This window comes from Bradyrhizobium sp. (assembly GCF_050014615.1).
Classification (GTDB): domain Bacteria; phylum Pseudomonadota; class Alphaproteobacteria; order Rhizobiales; family Xanthobacteraceae; genus Bradyrhizobium.
On record NZ_JBEKCZ010000092.1, the window covers coordinates 1 to 19,463 of the forward strand.

The following is a 19,463-nucleotide window of genomic DNA, read 5'->3' on the forward strand; positions in this document are numbered from 1 at the left end:
CATGGGCGGGCCGTTGTGGTGCGAAAACAAGATCGTCGGTGTGCTGTTTACCGCCACGCCTGACGCCGCGGCTCCCTATACACCGCTGCTGCGCCAGCGGATGGACATGCTGTGCCGCGCCGGTTCGCTGGCGCTCACCAACATGATGAATTCGGGGCAGATCGACGACGACGCGGGATCTCCGATCCTGCTGCGAACGCCGCCAGTGGTGCTGACGGCGTCAACGATGCTGTCGCGGCTACCGCCCCGCTCGGCGGATGTCGCTGTTCGGGTCTGCCGCGGCCAGACCAACAAGGAAATTGCGCGCGAGATGGGAATCTCCGACCAGACCGTGAAAGAACACGTCGCCAATCTGTGCCGGCGCTTCGGCGCCCATAATCGCACAGAGCTGGCGGCATGTCTGTTGAGCGGCGCATCGCGCCAATAGGACGGGCGTAGCGGCGATCCGCCACCCGCGAAGCTGAGCGGCGCGGCCACGCTGGCAGAGACCACGAACGCGCCGATGATTCCGGAGCGGGCTCGTGGTGGATCGGCTGTTCGGGCGGTAGATCGGTCAAACGCGAGCGATGGCGGCGACCGGGCCGCCGCCCGGCGGTCCCTGATGTTCGGCGCCGCCGGAAACGTAGACGGCGCCGCTTCCCGCCAGGCCGCCGATCAGTCCGCCAACGGCGGCGCGCGCATGCCGGGTCGCGCCGACATCGGAATCGTCGAGCATGGTATGGCGAAATCCGCGCACGACACCGCTCGGAGAGGCCTCCGCCTTGGCAAAAATATTGACCAGTTGGCGGCCGGTGGCCGGCCGAGAGCTGTCGCCCACACCAAGTCCCACGCTTTTCAACGCTTCGATCACCGCGGCGGAATCGATCGCGTCACGCATGACGGCGTGCCCGATCGTAAACGGACTCGCCGACGATGCCGAGTTACCGAGGACAATGACGACATTATGCATGAGTTCGATGCCGGCCGAGGTGGAGGCCACGGCCGAAAACAAATCGAAATTTCGAAGCACGTGCTCGTCTCGGATATCGCGACCGACTTCGCCGAGCGCCGCGGCGACCCCGAGCGCCGAGGCGCCGCGCGAATAGCCCATGGAACCATACGCACTCGTCGTAATGGTTTTCTGTCCTCGCGCAGATGCCGCCTCAATGCGCTCACTCGTCAGCAGCGGACACTTGATTTGCACGAAATGCACGTCTTGCGGATCGGCAATGCCGGCATCGGCCATAGCGAGGGTCACGGCCCTTGCCGTCTCATCGATCTGAGCCCGGCGGCCGAGCTCTTCGGGCAGAAAATCGCGCGTCGATGCGATTCCGATGCTCAAGCGCTTTCCCGAAATCCCGTCAGATCTGTCATCGACGAATTCGGCGCGTGTAAAGACGGTGAGATGTGGACTGAGCACGCCTTCCGTCCCCCCCGACATCACGAATGCAATCTGTTCTTCGACGCGGTCCGGCGGCAGATCGACGTAAGGCGCCAGCGCTCCGCACAAGGCTGCCACCGCGTATTCCCGGGTGAAATCGTTCACGCCGCCATTGCCCTCGGTTTTCCCGAGGATGGCCAGGATAGACATCGGCTCGATTTTACCCGTCCTGACGAAGTCGAGCAGACCCGATACGTCACCGGGCCCCGTGGTCGGAATCCGGATGACGTCGACTGTGAGTGTCCGCATGCTATTCCCCATCACCCTGGTGCCAGAACACAAGGCGTTTCTCGATCCATCCGATAACGTAAAACATCGCGATCCCTGCGAGGGCTGCGGCGGCGATCGCGGCAAATAAGGTCGCGGTTTCCAGATGGGCCGAGGACACGATGATGAGATAGCCCAGTCCCTGCGTGGCTCCGACAAATTCTCCGACGATGGCGCCGACGACCGCAAGCGAGGATGAAATCTTCAGCGCCGAGAACAGATATGGCAGGCAATAGGGGATGCGCAGCTTCCGGAATTCCTGCGCCCGGCTGGCGCCGAGGGTCTGGAACAGTTCGCGATATTCCGCGTCCGCCGCCTTGAGGCCCTTTACCGCGTTCACCAGCACCGGAAAGAAGCTGATCAGAACGACGGCCACGATCTTCGACCACCATCCGGTTCCCAGCCAGATCACCAGCAGCGGAGCGACCGCGACGATGGGGGTGGTCTTTACCGCAATGGCGATCGGAAACAGCCCCTCTTCAAGGGCGCGAAAGCGAACGAACAGGATGGCGCTGACGAAGGCTAATACGCTCGCGATCAGGAAGCCGGCGAGCGCCTCGGCGAACGTGACACCGAGCTGGACGAACAGCGTCCGGTCGATATTGGCAAATATGACACTTGGAGCCGGCAACAGATATTCCGGAACATGAGCCGCCATGACGAGAGCCTGCCAGGCGGCGAGCAGCAGCAATCCGAACAGCAGCGGCGATTGAACATGCGACTTCATCGGCTGGCCCTCACCATCATGCGGATATGTTTCATGATCGCTATGGCATCGGGGTCTTCCGGCGTGCGCGGCCGGGGACACCGAATGGGAACATCTTCGATCAGCCGTGCCGGGCGGGCGGTCAGAACGATGACCCGATCCGACAGGGTGACGGCCTCCGGGATCGAATGGGTGACCATGACGACGGTTTTCAAACGCGTTTCACGGCTCTGCCAGATCCGGACCAGTTCCTCGTTGAGCACATCGCGCGTGAGTTCGTCGAGCGCACCGAACGGCTCATCGAGCAGGAGCACATCCGGATCGCCCATCAGGGCGCGTGCCAGCGCCACGCGCTGCTGCATGCCTCCTGAGAGCTGCTGGGGATAGGCATCGACAAAATCGCCGAGTTGAACCATGTCCAGCATCCGGCGGGCCCGATAATCATCCGTCGAATCGACCACATTGCCGCCATTCTGGAGCTCGACCGGCAGCACCACGTTGCCGAGGGCGGTTCGCCAGGGCAGCAGCAACGGCTTCTGAAACATGAAGCCAGTGCGCAGCTTTGGATCGCGCAGGATGATGTCGCCGTCCGCCGCGGGAACCAGCCCGGCAATCGCCCGCAGCAGGGTCGACTTGCCGCACCCGCTCGGGCCGAGCAGCGAGATGAACTCGCCGCGCTGCACGATGAGGCTGAGGCCGTCGATGGCGGCGACATCGCCGAAGCGGACTTGCAACTTCTCGATCGTGATCAAGGGATCGGGCTGATGCAGCGGTATCGCCTGCGACGGATTCACGGGCGTGACCGCGTTCATTTGATGAACTCGACGGTAAATGCCTTGCTCACATCGACCGGGGTTTTCTGAAATCCCGCGTCGATCAGCAGCTTCTGCATGGCGCTCCAATTGGCGGCATCCATCCAGCCCAGCGGCTTCGCGTCAGGCTGGAGCAAGGGCAGGCTCGCCTTCATCATCGCGAATTCGTGGTCGTAAGCCAGTTTGGAGCCATATTTGAGGGTAAACTTGGCCGCTTCGTCCGGCGCCGCGATCGCGTCGGCCCAGCCCTTCAGTGTCGCGGTCACGAATTTCCTGACGACATCCGGCTTTTCCGCGAGCATCTTCTCCGTCGTAAACAGCGTGTCGGCATAGAGATCGATGCCGTAATCGGTCGGCGAAACCACGTTGACGTCAAAGCCCTTTTCCTTGGCCGCGAGCACTTCGTTGATCAGGTAGCCGGGCCAAACATCGATCGTTCCGGCGAGCAGCGGACTGATGTCGAATTTGACGGGGACTTCATTGAGCTTGGATTTGTCGACAGCGGTTTTGGCGAGCACGGCGCGATAGATCAGTTCCTCGTTGCCGCCGATCTTGACGCCGATATTTTTCCCGACGTAATCGGTCGGCGTCCTGATGCCGGACTTCGCCAGCGAAAACAGCACAAAGGGATTGCGGCGGAAGATGGCGGCAAGGGCCACCACGGGAACGCCCTTGCTTCGCGCGATCAGGATCTGGTCGGCGCCGGTAACGCCGAACTGCTCGTTTCCGCCGGCGACCATTTGAATCGCCGGGAAGTCCGGGCCGCCGGCCTGGATGTCGACGTTGAGCCCGGCAGAGCTGTAGTAGCCCTTCTCCCTGGCGACATAGAATCCGGCGAACTGCGCCTGATTGAACCATTTCAAACGGACCGTAACGGGTTCATCCGCGCTGGCGGCGGTTACCATACCGGTCAAAGCCAAGACGAAGACAAAGGCGAAGACGGAAGCGACGATACGATGAAGCATGACGACTGCCCTCCTGGTTGGTTGCGGCAGTCCAGCATGCGCGCTATTGAGTGAGCGTAACTAGAACCAAAATTATGCTACAGTGAGCGTAAAAACAGCTCACTTCATTTCCCGGCGTGTCGGATCGACCGCGAGCCCACCCAGGAAACGGCCGAATGAAACGAAAAAAGCCAGTCGCAAAAAAGAGACCGCCGGCGGGCACGCCTGATCGTGCCGCCGCCAAATCCCGGAAGCGGCGGCTTCGTCCGCCGCGGGTGCTCACTTACGTCGATGCGGTTGCCCGGTACGGGTCGATCCGGAAAGCCGCGGACGCGCTCAACATCGCATCGTCGGCGCTCAACCGCCAAATCCTCGATCTGGAAACAGATCTCGGAGCTCCCCTGTTCGAGCGGTTGCCGCGGGGCGTGCGTATGACATCTGCCGGCGAAGTCTTCCTGGTCTATTGCCGCCTGGTGATCTCGGAACTGAAACTGGTGGAATCGCGGGTCGAGCAGCTCCGCGGACTTGTGCGGGGGCAAGTCAGCGTCGCAGCCGCTGAATCGGTGGCGGGTGAGCTGTTGCCATCGGCCATTACCCAATTCCAGGCGACTCACCCAAATGTTCGTTTTCAGGTCCGGATCGGCGCCCCCGAAGAGTTGATCGAGGCTCTGGTCGCCGACCAGGTCGATCTCATCCTCACGCATGACGCGCCGAAAAAGAAGGATGTCGCCATCATCGCGACGGCACCGCAGGCGCTCTGTGCGATGGTGGTTCCCGATCATCCGCTCGCGAGGCGCGACAACCTTCGCTTACGGGATTGCCTGGGATTTCCGCTGGCGCTAGCCGATACGACATTGGCCGGACGTGCGCTGATCGAGCAGGTTCTCGCGATGGCGTCCTTTGACCTTGATCCGCGGCTGGTGTCGAATTCGGTCGAGACGATGAAGGCGTTTGCGCACATGAACCGGGGCGTCTGCTTCCAGTTTCGTAGCCCGGGAAAGGCGCTCATTCCGCCGGGCGACATGATCGCCATCCCGTTGGTCGATCCGCCTCTGTTGCAGGCAAAATTGCTGCTGGCGACGCGACGCAGCCGCGTGCTCCCGGTCGCGGCGGCGGCTTTCGCCGAACAACTGAGAAGTATTCTTACCTAATCAGGTCTCAGGTCTGGAACCGGACTCTAATCTTTTGTTTTGACGCGTTTTCTTCACGCGAACCGGTACCCACTTCGCTCGAAAACGCTCTAATCCTGAATGCCGTAGCGGTGCAGGTCATTGCCGTGGGTATCGAGCCAGGTCTTGGCGCGCTCGACATGGCCGCAGACTTTGGCGACGACCCGCCAGAACCGCGCCGAATGGTTCATCTCGACCAGATGCGCCACTTCATGGGCGGCCAGGTAATCCAGCACGTAAGGCGGCGCCAGGATCAGCCGCCACGAAAACGACAGCGATCCCGCCGACGTGCACGAGCCCCAGCGGCTCGACTGGTCGCGGATCGACAGCCGCCTGACCTTCACGCCCAGCGCCTGCGCGTAGGACAGCGATGCCTTCTGCAGATCCTTGCGCGCTTCGCGCTTCAGATAATCGAGCACCCGCCGCTCGATATGTTCGCTGGCTCCGGCGACGCAGAGAATCCGCTCGCCGCTGTCGCGCACTTCGGTCCACACGGTGCCGCGCATCGCCGCGCGATGCACGATCCGGTGGGCGACGCCACGCAGCGGAATGACAGTGCCCGGCAGAAACGGTGCGGCCTTCGGCAACCGGCCAAGGCGTGCGGCAATCCAGCCGCCGTGACGCTGCGCGAAATCCTTGGCCTCGATGATGGTGCCCCGCGGCGGCATGGTCAGGATGGCTTCGCGGTCGCTGGGATGAATGCGCAAGGTATAGCGCCGCGCCCGCCGATGGCGGCGCAGCCTGACCGAATAGATTTGCGAGCCGTGCTTGACCAGAAGTCGAGAAGGTTCGGCGGGCCGCCGATAGAGGAGGGCGCGAGTGGCCATGTCAGTCAGTCCGGGGAGCAGGAGTTCGCCCGGATTCTGCCATATCTGCCGCCAGTGGAATCGGTCGGCGCAAAAACAAATCATTTGCCCAATATACAGGGGGCGTACCGCCTGTCCGCCTCTACAGGATGGGGCTGGAACAAAATTTTTGGCGCCAAAGCACGCCCCGCCGGGCTCCTCAAGGACTGAGTGTAAACTCACTCTTTCGGAGGCGCGGAATCCGGATTTCCTTGGGGCAATTCAGAGGGTTACCAGCGACACCGAATCGCCGGAGATTTTGACCTCCGGCGCTCAACACCGCTTCGGAAATCGTCCGGTCGCGATTTATTCCGCCGCGGCGGCCAATGACGGCTTCATGTTCGCCGACGACACCATGAAATCGGAAATCCGTGGCACGATTTCCGATTTGAAACGGGAACCGTTGAACACGCCGTAATGTCCGACGCCTTTTTGCACGTAATGCACCCGGCGCAGGTCGGGAATCGAACTGCACAACGTGTGCGTCGCTTCGGTCTGCCCAATGCCGGAAATATCGTCGTTCTCGCCTTCCACCGTCATCAGCGCGACGCGGGTGATCTTCGAGGGGTCGACGGGCTTGCCGCGATGGGTCATCTCGCCCTTCGGCAGCGCGTGCTTGACGAACACCAGATCGACCGTCTGCAGATAATACTCCGCGGACAGATCCATGACGGCGAGATATTCATCGTAGAAATCGCGGTGCTTGTCGACCAGATCGCCGTCGCCCTTCACCAGGTTTTTGAACAGGGCCTTATGGGCGTCCGTATGGCGGTCGAGATTCATGCTGATGAAGCCGCTCAGCTGCAGGAAGCCCGGATAGACGTCGCGCATCACGCCCGGATGCGGGAACGGCACCTTGGTGATGACGTGGCTGCGAAACCAGTCGATGCCGCGCTCGGCGGCGAGATTGTTGACGGCCGTCGGGTTGCGGCGGGTATCGATCGGTCCGCCCATCAGCGTCATCGACACCGGCACGTAGGGATCGCGTTCCGCTTCCATGATGGAAACCGCCGCCACCACCGGCACCGAAGGCTGGCATACGGCAATGATGTGCATGTTGCCGCCGAGCACATGCAGCATCTCGATGATGTAATCGACATAGTCGTCGAGATCGAAGCGACCTTCCGTCAACGGCACCATCCGGGCATCGGCCCAGTCGGTGATATAGACTTCATGGGTCGGCAGAAACGCTTCGACCGTGCCGCGCAGCAGCGTCGCGTAGTGCCCGGACATCGGCGCAACGATCAGCACCCGCGGCTGCGGCGCGCGCAGCGGGCGGGTCAATTTGCGATCGAAATACAACAGGCGGCAGAACGGCTTTTCCCATATCGAGCGAATCTCGATCGGCGTGCGCACGCCGTTGACCTCGGTATCGTTGAGGCCCCATTCGGGCTTGCCGTAGCGGCGCGTGGTGCGCTCGAACAGTTCGCAGCCGGCGGCGACGGATTTGCCGAACTCGGTGTGCGACCATGGATTAAGCGGATTCTGAAACAGGATTTTGGTGGCGTCGGTCACGGCGCGCGCCGGATTGAGCGACGCCTGCGCCATTTCGTACATCCAGTACATCGGCGTCGTCAGCGCCGGACTGCCTTCGGCCACCAGTGGCGGTGCGCCGCCAAATTCACCAATCGGCATTTATTCCTCTAATCTCTTTTGCATCGCAGCATACTGCCGAATGCGTAATAAAGCGTCAATGCACAGATCGGTATAACTACGTGCGGCGCAAGCCGAAGATCCCTCAAATCCCCGGGATAAGTGGCGTATTCACCGCCTTATTCGCCGCTCTGGATCAGCGACCCGTGCCGCCGCGCGCTGCGCAAAAGCGCAAGAAATATCGCAAATGACGCAATTAACAGCACGATGTTGATGGCGAGCGCGGACAGCATCAGGTCGGCCCGAAAGACGTGGTCGATCAAGAGCGCCCGCATCCCCTCGAACACGTAGGTCGGCGGCAATGTCCAGGCGACATATTGCAGCCAATGCGGCAGCACCGTCACCGGGTAATAGATGCAGGCCAGCGGCATCAGGCCGAACATCAGCGTCCAGACGATGCTTTCGGCGCCGAGCCCGTTACGCAGCACCAGTCCCGAGACGAAAATCCCCACCGACCAGCTGGTGAAAATCAGATTGCAGAAGAAGGCGATCAGCGGCAGTCCGATGCCATAGAGATTGAAATCGAAGAAAAATATCGCCAGCAGCGTCATCGGAATGACGCCGATCGCGAGCCGGATCAGGCTCATGACCATCAGCGCGATCAGAAACTCGATCGGCTTGAGCGGGCTCATCATCAGGTTGCCGAGATTGCGCGCCCACATTTCCTCGAGAAACGAGATCGAAAAGCCGAGCTGCCCGCGAAACAGGATGTCCCACAGGATCACCGCGCCGACCAGGGTGCCGCCGGCGCGTGCGAAAAATCCGGCATTCTGCGCGATGTAACTCTGCAGGAAGCCCCAGGTGATGATCTGCAGAGCGGGCCAATAGAGCAGTTCCAAGAGCCGCGGCCACGACGAGGCCAAAAGATACCAGTAGCGCAGGATCATCGCCGCGATGCGATGCGGTGCGATGCCCCGATGGGTGACGAGCCTGCTCATGACGTGCCGTCCTGGACGCGGCCGCGCGCGACGTCGAGAAACACTTCCTCCAGCGTCGTCCGGTTATAGCGGGCCATGATCTTGTCCGGGCTGTCGTCGTCCTCGATGCGGCCGCGCTTCATGATGATGACGCGGTCGCACAGACGCTCCACTTCGAGCATGTTGTGCGACGCCAAGAGGATGGTCGCGCCATTTTCCTTCCGATAGGTCTCAAGGTGCTGCCTGATCCAGTCGGCGGTATCGGGATCGAGCGATGCCGTCGGCTCATCCAGCAACAAGAGCTCGGGCTGGTTGATCAGCGCTTTCGCCAGCGCCACCCGGGTCTTCTGTCCGGCGGACAGTTTGCCGTTGGCACGGTCGAGGAAGTCGCCAAGGTCGAGATCGGCGGCGAGTTGATCGATGCGTTGGCGCAAATTCTCGACCGCATAGAGGCGGCCGAAGATCGTCAGATTCTGCCGCACCGTGAGCCGCATCGGCATGTCGACGTAGGGACTTTCGAAATTCATCCGGCCCAGCACATCGGCGCTTTGGTCGGGCATCGAACAGCCCAGCACCTGGATGCGGCCCGAGGTCGGCAGCACCAGCCCCATGATCATCGCGATGGTCGTGGTCTTTCCGGCGCCGTTGCCGCCGAGCAGTCCCGTGATGCTGCCGCGTGCAATGCGAAACGAGACGTCATCGACCGCGCGGGTGGTCTTGTAGAGCTTGACGAGATGCGCGACCTCGATGGCCGCCGTTACGGCTGAATCGGCGGCGGCAAGCTCGGATGTGGCGGCGTCGTTCTTCACCATGCGGGCCGTTCATTGGGCCATCGGGAGCCCAAGCGCAAGACTTAGGTAAACAAGACTTCGGCGAGATTTCGGGACTGTCGAATCGGACCCGGGTCAGCAGATTTGTGGTCGAGGCCTGGCGCCGTTACAGTTCCGGCATGACCGAAATTGCCGTCTCCGATTTCCGCCATCCGCGCCGCTACGTCCGTCTGGATACGATCTTGCGGCTGCGCTGGCTCGCCGTGCTCGGCCAGCTCGCGGCGATCTTCATCGTGGTGCAGGGGCTCGAATTCGATGTCGAGGTGGTGCCCTGCGTGACCATCGTCGGCCTCTCGGCGCTGCTCAACCTCGTCCTGCAGACTGGCTTCAACCCGATGCAGCGGCTGGAGCCGGCCTATGCGGCGGCGCTGCTGGCACTGAACATCGTTGAACTGGCCGGACTGCTGTTCTTCACCGGCGGCCTGGAGAATCCATTTTCATTTCTGTTTCTGGCCCCGGTTCTGATTTCGGCCACCGCCCTGCCGATCCGGCTGACGATCGCGCTTGGCGTTCTGGCGGTCGCCTGTGCCTCGGTGCTGGTATTTTTCCATCTGCCGCTGCCGTGGGACAGCGACGACCCGCTGGTGCTGCCACCGATCTATCTGTTCGGTGTCTGGCTCTCGATCGTGGTTGCGATCGGCGTCACCAGTCTTTACGCGTTCCAGGTCGCCGAAGAAGCCCGCAAGCTGTCGGACGCGCTGGCCGCCACCGAACTGGTATTGACGCGGGAACAACATCTCACCCAGCTTGACGGTCTCGCCGCCGCGGCCGCCCACGAACTCGGCACGCCGCTCTCGACGATCTTCCTGATTTCGCGTGAGCTGGAGCGGGCCCTGCACGACAACAGCGCGCTTGCCGGCGACATCAAGACCTTGCGCGAACAGGCCCAACGCTGCCGCGATATCCTGGCCAAGATCACCCAGCTCTCCTCCACCGGCGCGCCGTTCGATCGCATGCCCTTGTCCGCGCTGATCGAGGAAACGGTGGCGCCGCATCGCGATTTCGGCGTCGCGATCAAGGTCCGTATCGCGGTCGCCGGCACCCCCGAGCCGGTGGGAACCCGCAATCCGGCGATCCTCTATGGCGTCGGCAACATTCTGGAGAACGCCGTCGATTTCGCGCGGGCGACGGTGGAGGTCAACGCGTGGTGGAACACCGAGACCGTCGAGATCATCATTTCCGATGACGGTCCGGGGATCGCACCCGACATGCTCAAGCGTATCGGCGAACCCTATCTGTCGCGGCGGCGCAGCGCCGACGAGGTCCAAAGCGAGCGCAGCGGCCTCGGTCTTGGCGTATTCATCGCCCGCACGCTGCTGGAGCGTACCGGCGCCAAGGTCTCCTTCAGCAACCGGGTTTTCCCGGATCATGGCGCTGTGGTCCATATCGTCTGGCCGCGCAGCCGGTTCGAAACCCCGGAACCCGCGGCTGAACCGTCATCCTAGCGCGTTTTCGAGCGACCGTCCCGGACGCGACCCGGCCCTAGAATCGTTCTCAAGGGTTGGGAGAGGGGCCTGATCGCCCGTTTGCGGCCTTGGCAGCACCCGGCCGCCGCGCCATATGTTGTAAGGTCCGACATCGATGGGATATCCGAATCGTGAACGCCATTGCCGAACTGACTGATCACGCCGATCGTTCGCTGCTGATCGTGGAGGACGACAAGCCGTTTCTGGAGCGCCTTTCGCGCGCCATGGAGACCCGCGGTTTTACCGTGACCTCCTGCGACAGCGTTTCCGATGGCCTGGCGCAGATCGGAAAGGCCGCGCCGGCGTTCGCGGTGGTGGATCTGCGGCTCGGCGACGGCAATGGCCTCGACGTGGTGTCGGCGCTGAAGCGCAAGCGTCCCGACGCGCGCGCGATCGTACTGACCGGCTATGGCAACATCGCCACCGCCGTGACCGCGGTGAAGATGGGCGCGGTGGATTATCTCTCGAAACCCGCCGACGCCGACGATGTGGTCGCGGCGCTGCTCGCCAGCGGCACCGAGAAGTCCGAGCCGCCGAACAATCCGATGTCGGCGGATCGGGTGCGCTGGGAGCACATCCAGCGCATCTACGAGATGTGCAACCGCAACGTCTCGGAAACCGCGCGGCGGCTGAACATGCATCGCCGCACCCTGCAGCGTATTCTCGCCAAGCGCGCGCCGCGCTAGCGCTGATCCGGACAAGCGGAAACGGTTTCCCTCGCGACCAACGCGAAGCGCTTGCGGATCCGGCCATGCCAGGGCCGGATCCTGGTTGCAGAACGCCGTCACGTATGCGACGATCTGTAGCGCTACAAGCGGCGAAACTCGCAAGGGGACGAAGATGGACGATAGCCTGCCCGAACTGGGTGACCTCGAACGAGAGGTGATGCAACTGGTCTGGGCCAACGCTCCGATCACGGCCGAGGCGGTGCGTGAACGGCTTTCTCGTCCTCTCAAGGAATCAACCGTTCGGACCGTGCTGCGAAGGCTGGAAGACAAGGGCTACACGACGCACACGGTGGATGGGCGAACCTATGTGTACCATGCGGCCGAGCCGCGTGGCCGCGTCGCGGCAAAAGCAGTCCAGCGCATCGTCGATTGGTTCTGCAACGGTTCGATCGAAGAGGTTCTGGTCGGCATGGTGGATACGGCCATGCTCGACCAGCGGCAGTTGCGCATGCTTGCCGACCAGGTTGCGAAAGCGAAGGTAAAGGCGAAGAACGGGAGAAGGTAATGTTGGCGATTCTGGCGGAGTCGGCGCTGCGTTCCCTGGTACTTGGAAGCATCGTGTGGGTTGGCTTGAATCTTCTGCGTGTGCGAAATCCACACGTGCACATGACATCCTGGGCGATGGTGCTGGCGGCGTCGTTGTTAATGCCGCTGCTGATGCATTGGACCACGGTGACCATCACCCTGGATCCCTTGCCGGTGCCGACGCCGGAAAACCTGTGGCCTGACAGGATTCCCGGGGGTCTATTGTCGGAGCCATTGAGCCCGTCGCCCCCTTCGGAACCCGGCACGCCCGGCGTGGCTGGCGGCGAGCATGCCGAAGCCGTCAATTGGTGGGGTCTCGCGACGGCAATCTATGCATTGGTTTCCGCCGTGCTGTTGCTGCGACTGGCCATCGGTATCTATCTGACGTGGCGGCTGGTCGGCGCGGCCAAACCGGTGAGCGAGCCGATGAGTGAACTCTGGGCCGCCAACGCCGACGTGCGCGTGAGCGATGCCATCGGCGGGCCTGTCACCTTCGGATCAACCATTCTGCTTCCGCCGCAATGTGTCGAATGGGATTTGCCGAAGCGTCAGGCCGTGCTCGCCCATGAGGGCGCCCACGTCGCCAACCGGGATTTCTATGTCCTGCTGCTGGCCTCGCTCAATCGCGCGGTGTTCTGGTTCAGCCCCTTTGCGTGGTGGCAGCTGATCCGATTGGCCGAACTTGCCGAAATCATCAGCGATGCCCGGGCGCTCGAGGTTGTTGAAGACAGGCTGTCCTACGCGGAGATTCTGCTCGACCTGATGCGCAATGTTCGGCAGACCCCGGCGGGTCTGGAGATGGCGAGGGCGGGCACGATCCGCGCCCGCGTCGAGCGCATTCTTGCCGCCACCATAGTCCCTGCAAAGGTAGGGTGGCGAAAGCGGTTCTGGATCGCGGCCGCCATCCTGCCGGTCGCCATCGTTTCTGCCGGCACCATCGCCTACAACACGCCGCCCGCATCCACACTTGCCATCGATGATGCAGGAGATGCGACGAGCGCCGTTGGCAAGCCGCAACGCGTTTCCTTCTATTCATTGGGGCGAACGTCGATCTTCGCCATTTTTTGGGAGGACGACAATCTGTTCGCGCAACTGACCGGGCAGCGAAAACTCCGATTATCCCTCGAGGCGGACGGCACCTATTCCTATCCGGCCGCGGCCGGCCCGATGACTTTCGCGCTCGGCGATCAACGACAGTCAGCCGAACTGAAGGTAAGCCAGAATGGTCGCGAGTCGCGGGCGGCCCGGATCGCGGAGATCTCCGAACCGCGCAACGATGCCAATGCATCGCTCGACGAGTATGTCGGCTGGTACGAGTTGGAGCCGTACCGCGTGATCGCCGTAACGCGCGACGCAGACCGGATGGTTGTGCAGGAGACCGGACGAGCGAAATTCCGGGTCGCGGCACAAGGCCCGGATGCTTTTTCAAGCCAGCATGATGATCTCGTGATTTTCCTGCGCGACGATCATGCAAGGGTGACCCAGGTCTTGTTTCAAGAGCCGGTGTCCGGAGCACGGATAGCGCCGCGGCTCGACATCGCCAAGGCAAAGATAGTGGAAGAAAGATTTGCACGGCGAATAGCGGAGGTCCCGGATCGATTCAGGGGACAGGCCCCGCAACCGGGCAGTAAAGAGGCGGTGCGGCGTGGAATCGCGGACATGCAGCGCGGCACGCCGGACTATGACCGAATGAGTGCGCAATTGGCTGTCAAGATCCGTCGCCAGGCTTCCGAACTGCAGTCAATTCTCAAGGCACTGGACGCGGTCGAGTCGATCTTCTTTCGCGGCGTCGGTCCTGGCGGTTACGACATCTATGGCGTGAAGTTCGCCAAGGGTCTCGCGGAGTTTCGCATCCTTTTGGCAGCGGATGGCAAAGTTGATGACGTTACTTTCCGGGCCGACGGCGACGAAGGCCTCGGCGACGTCGTTGCCTGTTCTAACGAACAGGGGTTGAGATCTCCGGCTGACGCCGCGCCGATTCATGTGGTGTTCTACAACGTCACCGGTGCAAACATCCGGCTGTACAGGCTGGACGCCGAGGGAAAACGCACGATCCAGGGCGTGATCGGCGAGAACATGTCAACCTCCGTCCTGACCGCCGTCGACAGTCCGTGGGTTGTCGCCGATGCGTCGGGGACATGTCTGGAGGTCGTGCTGCCCGGACAGCGTACGCGTTACAATACGATCGAGGAGACCGGGCCAGACGGTCAGCTGCAGCACGCGACGTCGCGGCGCACCGCTCCCTTGGCTGGAAGCGAAGAGATGCTGCGCCAGTACATCGAGGCGTTGGTGCGCGGCGAGCCGAATTACGATCGCATGACCCCTGAGGTCGCGGCGCAGACACGGCAGCAGCTTCCCTTCGACCAGGCGATCCTGAGCAGGCTCGGCGCGCTGCGCGCGATGTCGTTTCGGGGAGTGACCGGCATGGGCAACGACATTTACATGGCGCATTTCGCCAACGGCACCGCGGAGTGGAGGATCGGCCTGGCCAGGGACGGCGCGATCGGTCGCATTGCACTGGGTCCGCAATAGGGGCCCGCTCCCGGCACTCAATCTGGACTTGCACCGCGGATGATCGAGTGCTACGATGTGTAGCACTACGATAAAAAGCATTTCCCAGAAGCCGTCCGCGGCAGGGTAGCACCGGCACGCTGTGGCTTGTTATCTCTCGGGGCGTTGCGATGAGCAATTCCGCAAAGGCTGAAGCCGTACTGGCGCTGCATCGGTTCGGGATGGGGCCGCGTCCGGGATCGATGGCGGCCATCGAGTCGGACCCGCGTGGGGCATTGATCGCCGAACTCGAGCGGCCGCCTGTAGCTCTGCCCGCGGCGTCAGCTTTGCCTTCCAGTTCCAAGGCCTTTCGCACCGTCCAGGATGCCGACGCGAAACGGCAAGCCCAGACGATCGTCGCCACGCGAAAGCAACAGGAAGCCAAACGACAACAAATGTCCGAAGCGCCCGCCATGATGGAGGGAGCCGAGCAAGGCGTCAAAGACGAGCAAGGCGTCAAAGAGATGGCGGCGAAGACCGCCGCCGACGCGGTGCCCGATCCACGGCGGGGGATCTATCTCGCGGAGGCGAAGACCCGCGTCGAAGCGGCTCTCGGCGCCGAGATCGGATTTGTCGAGCGGCTGGTCTGGTTCTGGTCCAATCATTTCTGCGTCTCGGCCGACAAGATCATAAGCATGTGCGGCGCCTACGAGCGCGAGGCCATTCGTCCCCATGTGCTGGGCCGGTTCGCCGATCTGCTGCTGGCCGCCGAGGGCCATCCGGCCATGCTGTTTTATCTCGACAACGGCGCTTCGATGGGTCCGAATTCGGTCGCCGGCATCAATCGGACGCGTGGCCTGAACGAGAACTTCGCCCGCGAGACCCTGGAGCTGCACACGCTGGGTGTGCGCAGCGGCTACACCCAGGAGGACGTCATCAGTTTTGCCAATGTGCTCACCGGATGGACCTGGGTGCCGCCGGCCGACAATCCCGAGCATGGCGGCGAATTCACCTTCAATCCGCGTTTGCACGAGCCCGGACCGCAAAAGGTCTTGGGAAAATTCTACGAGGAAGACGGCGCGGAGCAGGGACGCGCCGTGCTTCGTGATCTGGCCGCGCATCCCGCGACGGCGACGCATCTGGCCACCAAGCTCGCGCGCAATTTCGTCGCCGATGCGCCGCCTCCTGCATTGGTCGAGCGGCTGGCAAAGGTTTTCCTCGATACATCAGGCGATCTCAAGGAGGTCGCCAAGGCGATGGTCTTGTCTGACGATTCCTGGACGCCGCCGCCGGCCAAACTCAAGCGTCCAAGCGAGTGGGTCGTCGGCATGGTGCGGGCAATCGGCAATACGCAAACAGATCCGGTGCGGTTCACAAATGGGCAAGCCCTTCTCGGCGAACCCTTGTGGCGTCCCTCATCGCCGAAAGGCTTTCCGGATGAAGAAGCGTCCTGGATTGACGGCATCGGGCGGCGGCTGGACGTCGCCAACAACGTCGCGGAGCGCGTCGCAGGCCGGGTCGATCCGCAGGACGTCATAGAGAACGTGCTCGGATCGTCGGTATCGCCTGAGTTGAAGCAGGCGGTGGGCCGCGCCGAGAGCCGTCAGCAGGCGCTGGCGCTGTTGTTCATGTCGGCTGAATTTCAGAGGAGATGAGCATGAATTTCCGCCCCCATTTGCCCAACCGCCGCGAGGCCCTGCTCGGCGCCGGTGCGCTGTTCGCATGGAGCCAGATGCCAAGGCTGGCACGGGCCGAGGGCCGCGATCCGCGCTTGCTGGTCATCGTGCTCCGAGGCGCGCTGGATGGGCTGGGGGCTGTCGCGCCGGTCGGCGATCCCGACTGGATTGGCCTGCGCGGCGACCGGGCGCTGGTGCTCGACGGCAAGACGCCGGCGCTGCCGCTGGACACATTCTTCGCGCTCAATCCCGCGATGCCGAACCTGCATCGGCTCTACAAGGCACAGCAGGCCTGCATCGTGCACGCCACGGCGACGCCCTATCGCGAGCGCTCGCATTTCGACGGCCAGGACGTGCTCGAGAGCGGGATCGCCCGGCCCGGTGCCGTTGACTCGGGCTGGCTCAATCGCGCATTGGCGGCGCTCGAATCGGACGGTCAGGTCGACCTGCGCGGCAGCCGCGCCCTTGGCGTCGGCGCCGTTACGCCCCTGGTTGTGCGCGGCAGGGCTCCGGTGATGTCGTGGGTCCCGCAAAAATTGCTTCCTGCCAGCGATGACGTCCGGGCCCGCCTGATGGACCTCTATCAGCACACCGATCCGAAACTCGCAGCCGCGCTCGATGCGCGAATCCGTCTTGCGGCACTTGAGCCGGCCGCGACGATCGATGATCCAATGTCCGAAAACGTTGCGCAGCCACCGCCCGGGATCGCGCGCATACGGGCCTATGTGGCCGAGGTCGCCGGTGCGGCCGCGCGCTTTCTTGCCAAGCCGGATGGCCCGCGGGTCGGAGCGGCGGGCTTCGTCGGTTGGGATACCCACATCAACGAGGGCGCGGCCGCCGGTCAGCTCGCCAATCTGCTCGGCGCTCTCGACGGCGCGCTGGCGGCGATCGAGACCAACATGGGCGATGCCTGGCGCGAGACGGTGGTCGCCGTCATCACGGAGTTCGGACGCACCGCGCGCATCAACGGCACCGACGGAACAGACCATGGCACCGGCACGGTCGCCTTTCTCGCCGGAGGCGCACTGCGGGGCGGCCGCATGGTCGCTGACTGGCCGGGACTGAAGGCCGCCCAACTCCATGAGGCACGCGACCTCAAGCCAACCACCGACCTGCGCGCCGTGCTCAAGGGTCTGCTCAGGGATCATCTGAGAGTTGAAGAGCGCCTACTCGCAAGCGCGGTGTTTCCCGACAGTGCGGACGTGGTGCCGACGGCCGGGCTGGTCGGCTAGAGCATGATCCGGAAAAGTGGGAACCGGTTTTCCGAAAAGATCATGCTCAAACAAGAAAATGGACGACGAGCACATGATTCAACCCAGTTGAATCATGTGCTCTAGGACTGGGTATCTCAACAGGAGTTGACATGTCGATTTTCACAAGCCGCGAACTGGAGTTTCTCGCTGGCCTGAGGAAAGGCTGGCGAAGGCTTTACTGGAACGAACTCGCGCGTCTGCTGAAAGAGGACGACACGCCGCACGACGCCCGACAACCCACGCCATAAATGACTGGAGAATTTTCCCATGCTTCGGATTTTCGTACTCGGTGCCGCACTGACGCTGATGGAAACGGCCGTCATTGGCGTTCCTGCAGCCCACGCCGTGGTCTGTGCCTACGATGTGTGCGTTTCAAATTGTTTTAGAGGTGGTTACAAACACTGTCTCAGAGGTTGCGATAGAAGGATTGCGAGACGCATATCGAATGGTCTGTGCCCGTGGTACGGATCAGGTGACTTGTCGCTGAATCGGTAGGCTGCGCCCGAACGCAGTGAGCGCGGCGTGACGAATTTCATGGATTCGGAATACCCAGACCGGCTGCTTCGGCAACGCGCGCGCGTTGGACCGCTTCTTCCCGGCTGAAATCAGGGCGAACATTAGCACCTCAGGCCTGCATCGCCTCGAATGTGCTTCCGAGCAAATTTTGCCCAACATGCAAAAAATGCCTGGTCACCGGCTGGGTCGGCGGCCCTGAGAAAAATCAATTAACCATATATCCGGCTGATACATATTCACATTTATTACTCCGAAGGCGCGGCGAGGTTTTTGCATCGCTCCACGACACATCTTCGGAGCATGTAAAAATGAGCGTAAACGGCATCGGCGGAACGGGTTTCAGCGGATACGCCTATCAGCCCTCAACCGGATCACCGGACCCGACGAACGGCGCGGGGTTTGCGAATGCGTTGAGCACGACCGCAAGCGGATCATCCGGCGCGGCGGCGTCGCTTCCGGGCGGAAATGCCCTGTCCGGGGTGAATGCTTTTGAGACGTTGAACGGATTGGATGTCACGGGCGCGGTCACCGCGACCATGCCCGACGGCATCACCTTTGGCATTTACAGCTTCGTCCCGAACTCAGAAGCGGAATCGACTGCCCCGTTCAGCGCGGCGGACGGTTCATCAGCTTCGTCGAGCACCTCGGCGAGCGATAGCCCGAACTTTACGGCTATGGAAGCCGCCCTCGAACAAATGGTGGAACAGTTCATGTCTTCAGGCTATGGCTCCACTTCGACATCGTCCACTGCGGCCGCGGCTCAGTCCGCGTATCAGCAAAGCGCGTCCAACAGTTCAACCCAAAACGGGGCGACAGGAACCGTCGCTTAAGGCATGAGGAAACGCCGGATGGCGCTCGCCTGAGAATCGTCGAAGCGTCCGCTCATTCGCCTAGCTGCCAGTCACGAGCGTCGATTGGAATGCATGGCCTCGACAAAGCGTTGCCTTCGGCCATCGGCCGGAGACTGCGCCACTTCGCGAACCGTGTCGTCGCGATCGTCTCGATGTGCGTCAATGCGCAACTTCCGCAACGGATCGACCGATGCCGGAAGTCGAGCCCACCATAGATGTGGGCGAGACGCGTCCACCTTTGGGATTTTGATCACAAAGCGGCAAGCCACGCTTCTCGGCTGTTCATCTGGTCATTTGCGAGCGCGCCGAAGACGTCAGGCGCATGTTGACAAACAAATAATCATGAAATATCAGAAAAATATCTAAATCATTTCTGAGGTCCCCAATTTCGGAGA

18 protein-coding genes are annotated in these 19,463 nt (G+C 62.2%); 10 read left to right on the forward strand and 8 right to left on the reverse strand.

The annotated features are described in order from the left end of the window. Window positions 1–427 (forward strand): helix-turn-helix domain-containing protein (locus tag ABR948_RS15970; protein WP_428119524.1); only part of this gene is annotated, 427 nt, incomplete at its 5' end. A 126-nt stretch (window positions 428–553) separates the two neighbouring features. Here the strand turns inward: ABR948_RS15970 and atzD are convergent. The 4 genes from atzD to ABR948_RS15990 are packed head-to-tail and all read right to left on the reverse strand — an operon-like array spanning window position 554 to window position 4,170. Further along, complete coding sequence (gene atzD, locus ABR948_RS15975) at window positions 554–1,669, reverse strand: cyanuric acid amidohydrolase (RefSeq protein WP_428119526.1); 1,116 nt, start codon at window positions 1,667–1,669, stop codon at window positions 554–556. Window position 1,670: 1 nt separating this feature from the next. Further along, window positions 1,671–2,414 (reverse strand): ABC transporter permease, encoded by a 744-nt coding sequence (locus ABR948_RS15980; protein WP_428119528.1) that lies wholly within the window; start codon window positions 2,412–2,414, stop codon window positions 1,671–1,673. After that, window positions 2,411–3,205, reverse strand: coding sequence for an ABC transporter ATP-binding protein (locus ABR948_RS15985; RefSeq protein ID WP_428119530.1), 795 nt, complete (start codon window positions 3,203–3,205; stop codon window positions 2,411–2,413). The genes ABR948_RS15980 and ABR948_RS15985 overlap by 4 nt, the downstream gene beginning before the upstream one ends. Continuing rightward, window positions 3,202–4,170 (reverse strand): ABC transporter substrate-binding protein, encoded by a 969-nt coding sequence (locus tag ABR948_RS15990; protein WP_428119532.1) that lies wholly within the window; start codon window positions 4,168–4,170, stop codon window positions 3,202–3,204. Before ABR948_RS15990 ends, ABR948_RS15985 begins: the two co-directional genes overlap by 4 nt. Before the next feature lie 155 nt (window positions 4,171–4,325). On the opposite strand from ABR948_RS15990, the gene ABR948_RS15995 reads away from it, so the two are divergent. Beyond that, the gene (locus ABR948_RS15995; RefSeq protein WP_428119534.1) at window positions 4,326–5,300 is read left to right on the forward strand and encodes a LysR family transcriptional regulator; all 975 of its coding nucleotides are present in this window, start codon (window positions 4,326–4,328) and stop codon (window positions 5,298–5,300) included. Window positions 5,301–5,389: 89 nt separating this feature from the next. On the opposite strand, the gene ABR948_RS16000 is transcribed toward ABR948_RS15995, so the two are convergent. The 4 genes from ABR948_RS16000 to ABR948_RS16015 form a co-directional block, all read right to left on the reverse strand. After that, entirely contained in the window at window positions 5,390–6,229 is an 840-nt protein-coding gene (locus ABR948_RS16000) for a M48 family metallopeptidase (RefSeq protein ID WP_428119536.1), read from the reverse strand. Between the two features lie 240 nt (window positions 6,230–6,469). Next, window positions 6,470–7,798, reverse strand: a complete 1,329-nt coding sequence (locus tag ABR948_RS16005; protein WP_428119538.1) for a polyhydroxyalkanoate depolymerase — start codon at window positions 7,796–7,798, stop codon at window positions 6,470–6,472. A gap of 137 nt (window positions 7,799–7,935) precedes the next feature. Further along, on the reverse strand, window positions 7,936–8,754 hold the full coding sequence (locus ABR948_RS16010; protein ID WP_428119540.1) for an ABC transporter permease: 819 nt from the start codon (window positions 8,752–8,754) through the stop codon (window positions 7,936–7,938). After that, window positions 8,751–9,545, reverse strand: a complete 795-nt coding sequence (locus ABR948_RS16015) for an ABC transporter ATP-binding protein (RefSeq protein ID WP_428119542.1) — start codon at window positions 9,543–9,545, stop codon at window positions 8,751–8,753. Before ABR948_RS16015 ends, ABR948_RS16010 begins: the two co-directional genes overlap by 4 nt. 137 nt (window positions 9,546–9,682) lie before the next feature. Between ABR948_RS16015 and ABR948_RS16020 the strand changes: the two genes are divergently transcribed. The 8 genes from ABR948_RS16020 (at window position 9,683) to ABR948_RS16055 (ending at window position 19,047) form a co-directional block, all read left to right on the forward strand. Further along, complete coding sequence (locus ABR948_RS16020) at window positions 9,683–11,008, forward strand: ActS/PrrB/RegB family redox-sensitive histidine kinase (protein WP_428119544.1); 1,326 nt, start codon at window positions 9,683–9,685, stop codon at window positions 11,006–11,008. 152 nt (window positions 11,009–11,160) lie between these two features. Then, entirely contained in the window at window positions 11,161–11,715 is a 555-nt protein-coding gene (locus ABR948_RS16025) for an ActR/PrrA/RegA family redox response regulator transcription factor (RefSeq protein WP_428119546.1), read from the forward strand. A 154-nt stretch (window positions 11,716–11,869) separates the two neighbouring features. Then, entirely contained in the window at window positions 11,870–12,262 is a 393-nt protein-coding gene (locus ABR948_RS16030) for a BlaI/MecI/CopY family transcriptional regulator (RefSeq protein WP_428119548.1), read from the forward strand. 116 nt (window positions 12,263–12,378) lie between these two features. Continuing rightward, window positions 12,379–14,814, forward strand: a complete 2,436-nt coding sequence (locus ABR948_RS16035; RefSeq protein ID WP_428119550.1) for a M56 family metallopeptidase — start codon at window positions 12,379–12,381, stop codon at window positions 14,812–14,814. Between the two features lie 149 nt (window positions 14,815–14,963). Then, window positions 14,964–16,427, forward strand: a complete 1,464-nt coding sequence (locus ABR948_RS16040; protein ID WP_428119552.1) for a DUF1800 domain-containing protein — start codon at window positions 14,964–14,966, stop codon at window positions 16,425–16,427. 2 nt (window positions 16,428–16,429) lie between these two features. After that, the gene (locus tag ABR948_RS16045) at window positions 16,430–17,680 is read left to right on the forward strand and encodes a DUF1501 domain-containing protein (protein ID WP_428119554.1); all 1,251 of its coding nucleotides are present in this window, start codon (window positions 16,430–16,432) and stop codon (window positions 17,678–17,680) included. A 131-nt stretch (window positions 17,681–17,811) separates the two neighbouring features. Then, window positions 17,812–17,949, forward strand: coding sequence for a hypothetical protein (locus ABR948_RS16050; protein WP_428119556.1), 138 nt, complete (start codon window positions 17,812–17,814; stop codon window positions 17,947–17,949). A gap of 576 nt (window positions 17,950–18,525) precedes the next feature. Beyond that, entirely contained in the window at window positions 18,526–19,047 is a 522-nt protein-coding gene (locus tag ABR948_RS16055; RefSeq protein WP_428119558.1) for a hypothetical protein, read from the forward strand. Window positions 19,048–19,463 lie beyond the last annotated feature (416 nt).